The 4871-nt window shown below is 49.9% G+C and carries 1 tRNA gene and 2 rRNA genes; all 3 read right to left on the reverse strand.

The features are described 5' to 3' along the window. Window positions 1-125: 125 nt before the first annotated feature. Window positions 126-3028: ribosomal RNA gene (locus tag B7714_RS00020) — 23S ribosomal RNA — on the reverse strand. Window positions 3029-3151: 123 nt separating this feature from the next. Further along, window positions 3152-3224: transfer RNA gene (locus tag B7714_RS00025), tRNA-Ala, on the reverse strand. A 51-nt stretch (window positions 3225-3275) separates the two neighbouring features. After that, window positions 3276-4822: ribosomal RNA gene (locus B7714_RS00030) — 16S ribosomal RNA — on the reverse strand. Together the 16S and 23S rRNA genes with 1 tRNA gene alongside form the textbook arrangement of a ribosomal RNA operon. Window positions 4823-4871 lie beyond the last annotated feature (49 nt).

Genomic DNA, 4871 nt, shown 5'->3' on the forward strand with positions numbered 1-4871 from the left:
CTGTGTTCGGCATGGGTACAGGTGTATCTCCTAGGCTATCGTCACTTAACTCTGAGTAATACCTACTCAAAATTGAATATCTATCAAATATCAAGAAAACCTTCGCTTTCGTATTCTCAGTTACTTTGGATAAGTCCTCGAGCTATTAGTATTAGTCCGCTACATGTGTCGCCACACTTCCACTTCTAACCTATCTACCTGATCATCTCTCAGGGCTCTTACTGATATAAAATCATGGGAAATCTCATCTTGAGGTGGGTTTCACACTTAGATGCTTTCAGCGTTTATCCCTTCCCTACATAGCTACCCAGCGATGCCTTTGGCAAGACAACTGGTACACCAGCGGTAAGTCCACTCTGGTCCTCTCGTACTAGGAGCAGATCCTCTCAAATTTCCTACGCCCGCGACGGATAGGGACCGAACTGTCTCACGACGTTCTGAACCCAGCTCGCGTGCCGCTTTAATGGGCGAACAGCCCAACCCTTGGGACCGACTACAGCCCCAGGATGCGACGAGCCGACATCGAGGTGCCAAACCTCCCCGTCGATGTGAACTCTTGGGGGAGATAAGCCTGTTATCCCCAGGGTAGCTTTTATCCGTTGAGCGATGGCCCTTCCATACGGAACCACCGGATCACTAAGCCCGACTTTCGTCCCTGCTCGAGTTGTAGCTCTCGCAGTCAAGCTCCCTTATACCTTTACACTCTGCGAATGATTTCCAACCATTCTGAGGGAACCTTTGGGCGCCTCCGTTACCTTTTAGGAGGCGACCGCCCCAGTCAAACTGCCCGTCAGACACTGTCTCCGATAGGGATAACCTATCCGGGTTAGAGTGGCCATAACACAAGGGTAGTATCCCAACAACGTCTCCTTCGAAACTGGCGTCCCGATCTCTTAGACTCCTACCTATCCTGTACATGTGGTACAGACACTCAATATCAAACTGCAGTAAAGCTCCATGGGGTCTTTCCGTCCTGTCGCGGGTAACCTGCATCTTCACAGGTACTAAAATTTCACCGAGTCTCTCGTTGAGACAGTGCCCAAATCATTACGCCTTTCGTGCGGGTCGGAACTTACCCGACAAGGAATTTCGCTACCTTAGGACCGTTATAGTTACGGCCGCCGTTTACTGGGGCTTCAATTCATACCTTCGGATTACTCCTAAGCACTCCTCTTAACCTTCCAGCACCGGGCAGGCGTCACCCCCTATACATCATCTTACGATTTAGCAGAGAGCTGTGTTTTTGATAAACAGTTGCTTGGGCCTATTCACTGCGGCTGACGTAAAGTCAGCACCCCTTCTCCCGAAGTTACGGGGTCATTTTGCCGAGTTCCTTAACGAGAGTTCTCTCGCTCACCTGAGGCTACTCGCCTCGACTACCTGTGTCGGTTTGCGGTACGGGTAGAGTATGTTTAAACGCTAGAAGCTTTTCTTGGCAGTGTGACGTCACTAACTTCGCTACTAAACTTCGCTCCCCATCACAGCTCAATGTTATAGAATTAAGCATTTGACTCAATTCACACCTCACTGCTTAGACAGACTCTTCCAATCGTCTGCTTTAGTTAGCCTACTGCGTCCCTCCATCACTACATACTCTAGTACAGGAATATCAACCTGTTGTCCATCGGATACACCTTTCGGTCTCTCCTTAGGTCCCGACTAACCCAGGGCGGACGAGCCTTCCCCTGGAAACCTTAGTCTTACGGTGGACAGGATTCTCACCTGTCTTTCGCTACTCATACCGGCATTCTCACTTCTATGCGTTCCAGCACTCCTCACGGTATACCTTCATCACACATAGAACGCTCTCCTACCATACCTATAAAGGTATCCACAGCTTCGGTAAATTGTTTTAGCCCCGGTACATTTTCGGCGCAGGGTCACTCGACTAGTGAGCTATTACGCACTCTTTGAATGAATAGCTGCTTCTAAGCTAACATCCTAGTTGTCTGTGCAACCCCACATCCTTTTCCACTTAACAATTATTTTGGGACCTTAGCTGGTGGTCTGGGCTGTTTCCCTTTCGACTACGGATCTTAGCACTCGCAGTCTGACTGCCGACCATAATTCATTGGCATTCGGAGTTTATCTGAGATTGGTAATCCGGGATGGACCCCTCACCCAAACAGTGCTCTACCTCCAAGAATCTTTATGTCGACGCTAGCCCTAAAGCTATTTCGGAGAGAACCAGCTATCTCCAAGTTCGTTTGGAATTTCTCCGCTACCCACAAGTCATCCAAGCACTTTTCAACGTGCCCTGGTTCGGTCCTCCAGTGCGTCTTACCGCACCTTCAACCTGCTCATGGGTAGGTCACATGGTTTCGGGTCTACGACATGATACTAATTCGCCCTATTCAGACTCGGTTTCCCTGCGGCTCCGTCTCTTCAACTTAACCTCGCATCATATCGTAACTCGCCGGTTCATTCTACAAAAGGCACGCTCTCACCCATTAACGGGCTCGAACTTGTTGTAGGCACACGGTTTCAGGTTCTATTTCACTCCCCTCCCGGGGTGCTTTTCACCTTTCCCTCACGGTACTGGTTCACTATCGGTCACTAGGGAGTATTTAGGGTTGGGAGATGGTCCTCCCAGATTCCGACGGGATTTCACGTGTCCCGCCGTACTCAGGATACTGCTAGGTACAAAGACTATTTTAAATACGAGGCTGTTACTCTCTTTGGCTGATCTTCCCAAATCATTCTTCTATAATCTTTGAGTCCACATTGCAGTCCTACAACCCCGAAGAGTAAACTCTTCGGTTTGCCCTCCTGCCGTTTCGCTCGCCGCTACTAAGGCAATCGCTTTTGCTTTCTCTTCCTGCAGCTACTTAGATGTTTCAGTTCACTGCGTCTTCCTCCTCACATCCTTAACAGATGCGGGTAACAGGTAGTACCTGTTGGGTTCCCCCATTCGGAAATCCCTGGATCATCGCTTACTTACAGCTACCCAAGGCATATCGTCGTTTGTCACGTCCTTCTTCGGCTCCTAGTGCCAAGGCATCCACCGTGCGCCCTTATTAACTTAACCTTATTTTTTGACCTTTCAGTCATAAACTCTTATTAATACTACAGCGTTTCGGTTTATTTTCTTGTTACTATTTGATATAGATATTCAATTTTCAATGTGCATTACTTGGTGATCTCTCACCAATGGAGCCTAGCGGGATCGAACCGCTGACCTCCTGCGTGCAAAGCAGGCGCTCTCCCAGCTGAGCTAAGGCCCCACAAGACCTCTCAAGACTAAACAAGACCAATGTGCAGTTCCTTATCCTTAGAAAGGAGGTGATCCAGCCGCACCTTCCGATACGGCTACCTTGTTACGACTTCACCCCAATCATCTATCCCACCTTAGGCGGCTGGCTCCTAAAAGGTTACCTCACCGACTTCGGGTGTTACAAACTCTCGTGGTGTGACGGGCGGTGTGTACAAGGCCCGGGAACGTATTCACCGCGGCGTGCTGATCCGCGATTACTAGCGATTCCGACTTCATGTAGGCGAGTTGCAGCCTACAATCCGAACTGAGACTGGCTTTAAGAGATTAGCTTGCCGTCACCGGCTTGCGACTCGTTGTACCAGCCATTGTAGCACGTGTGTAGCCCAGGTCATAAGGGGCATGATGATTTGACGTCATCCCCACCTTCCTCCGGTTTATTACCGGCAGTCTCGCTAGAGTGCCCAACTGAATGATGGCAACTAACAATAGGGGTTGCGCTCGTTGCGGGACTTAACCCAACATCTCACGACACGAGCTGACGACAACCATGCACCACCTGTCACCTCTGTCCCGAAGGAAAACTCTATCTCTAGAGCGGTCAGAGGGATGTCAAGACCTGGTAAGGTTCTTCGCGTTGCTTCGAATTAAACCACATGCTCCACCGCTTGTGCGGGCCCCCGTCAATTCCTTTGAGTTTCAACCTTGCGGTCGTACTCCCCAGGCGGAGTGCTTAATGCGTTAGCTGCGGCACTAAACCCCGGAAAGGGTCTAACACCTAGCACTCATCGTTTACGGCGTGGACTACCAGGGTATCTAATCCTGTTTGCTCCCCACGCTTTCGAGCCTCAGCGTCAGTTACAAGCCAGAGAGCCGCTTTCGCCACCGGTGTTCCTCCATATATCTACGCATTTCACCGCTACACATGGAATTCCACTCTCCCCTCTTGCACTCAAGTTAAACAGTTTCCAAAGCGTACTATGGTTAAGCCACAGCCTTTAACTTCAGACTTATCTAACCGCCTGCGCTCGCTTTACGCCCAATAAATCCGGACAACGCTCGGGACCTACGTATTACCGCGGCTGCTGGCACGTAGTTAGCCGTCCCTTTCTGGTAAGATACCGTCACAGTGTGAACTTTCCACTCTCACACTCGTTCTTCTCTTACAACAGAGCTTTACGATCCGAAAACCTTCTTCACTCACGCGGCGTTGCTCGGTCAGACTTCCGTCCATTGCCGAAGATTCCCTACTGCTGCCTCCCGTAGGAGTCTGGGCCGTGTCTCAGTCCCAGTGTGGCCGATCACCCTCTCAGGTCGGCTATGTATCGTTGCCTTGGTGAGCCGTTACCTCACCAACTAGCTAATACAACGCAGGTCCATCTGGTAGTGATGCAATTGCACCTTTTAAGCATATGTCATGCAACATCTACTCTTATGCGGTATTAGCTATCGTTTCCAATAGTTATCCCCCGCTACCAGGCAGGTTACCTACGCGTTACTCACCCGTTCGCAACTCATCCAGAGAAGCAAGCTCCTCCTTCAGCGTTCTACTTGCATGTATTAGGCACGCCGCCAGCGTTCGTCCTGAGCCAGGATCAAACTCTCATTAAAAGTTTGAGTTCTCACTCATTTCTGTCACTGACAGATTTATTGTTTTTTT

It is taken from the genome of Streptococcus oralis subsp. oralis (assembly GCF_002096595.1).
GTDB classification, from domain to species: Bacteria; Bacillota; Bacilli; order Lactobacillales; family Streptococcaceae; genus Streptococcus; species Streptococcus oralis_D.